This window comes from Rahnella ecdela, assembly GCF_019049625.1.
Lineage (GTDB): Bacteria > Pseudomonadota > Gammaproteobacteria > Enterobacterales > Enterobacteriaceae > Rahnella > Rahnella ecdela.
The window spans coordinates 1-1,313 of the sequence record NZ_JAFMOY010000071.1 but is presented as its reverse complement, the minus strand read 5'-3'; the positions used below and the strand labels follow the sequence as shown (position 1 = coordinate 1,313).

Below are 1,313 nucleotides of genomic sequence, written 5' to 3'. Positions count from 1 at the left end.
TTTTACATCTATGGACTACCTCCGTTTTGCAAGCACTGAATCAGGTTTTAGGTTGTTGCTTACATCTATCCGGCATCAGGAATACCTGTGCCCAAATGGGTAATCCGCACACAATCGCCTCAACAACTGGACGGCCTCGAAGGCCTGTATAAAAATCAGGTTCCGATTGTGCAGGTGCAACCTGTTACCATTTTTCAATACTCTGCAACTTTTAAGGTAGGTATCATATTACTGCTGGCCGATATTCTGTCTCGTTATGAAGAATTGACCAGATAATCCGGGCATTCTTGTTGGCAACTGCCACGGTCGTTTTGTTAAATCCGCGCCGCTCTTTAAGTTGATTAACCCATTGGTTTAGATAGCCATCGTTATTGTTTGTAGCCACTCTGACGACAGCACGGGCACCGTGAATAAGCAGGGTCCGTAGATGCTTGTCGCCTTTTTTCGTCATGTTCATGAGCACCTGTCTGTCTCCGCTAGAGTGTTGACGTGGCACGAGGCCAAGCCACGCAGCAAAATGGCGGCCATTCTTAAATTCGGTCCCTTTACCAATCGCCGCAATAACGGCTGTGGCGGTTTTGGGGCCAATGCCTTTCACTTTAGCAATACGCTGACAGGCTTCAGACTGTTTAAAAACAGTGTCGATCTCTTTATCAAAAAAACCTATACGCCGTTCGAGATCTAAAAAGAGATCATAGAGCTCCGCAATCGTTCTGCGCATACGTGCACTGAGACCATTTTCAGCATCTTCGAGGATCAAGGGAATCGCTCGACGTGCCCTTGTGACAGAGATACCCATGGGGATCCCTCGATCAAGCAGCAAGCCTCGTATCTGACAGACCGTCGCAGTACGATGATTGACAATCCGTTGTCTTGCACGGTGTAAGGCCTGAATATCTTGCTGCTCCGGGCTCTTTGGCGGGACAAATTTCATCGTAGGCTGCATCAGCGCTATAGCGATCGCCAACGCATCATTGCCGTCATTTTTTTGCCCGCGGACAAAAGGTTTAACATACTGTGGACTAATGACTTTTACTTTATGTCCCCGTTTTTCAAACTCGCGCTGCCAGTAAAATGCGCCCGTTGAGGCTTCTATACCAATCAGGCAGGCCGGTATATTGGCTACTGTCTGAAGCAGTATTTTTCGGTCAACGCGTTTCGTGTAAAGGGGTTTTCCAGCCTGGTTTAAACCACAGAGTTGGAAAACATTTTTAGCCAGATCGATACCCAGATAGACGATATTCATGTTTACTCTCCTGCTGAACGTATTTTGTTGAGTTAAGCGCAAAGGGAGGAGGTAGTCCATCCCATTA

At 47.1% G+C, this 1,313-nt stretch carries 1 protein-coding gene; it reads right to left on the bottom strand.

Annotated features, from left to right (window positions below; all coding sequences use genetic code 11):
* Positions 1 to 223: 223 nt before the first annotated feature.
* Positions 224 to 1,246, bottom strand: coding sequence for an IS110 family RNA-guided transposase (locus tag J1784_RS00370; protein WP_217147592.1), 1,023 nt, complete (start codon positions 1,244 to 1,246; stop codon positions 224 to 226).
* Between the last annotated feature and the right edge of the window lie 67 nt (positions 1,247 to 1,313).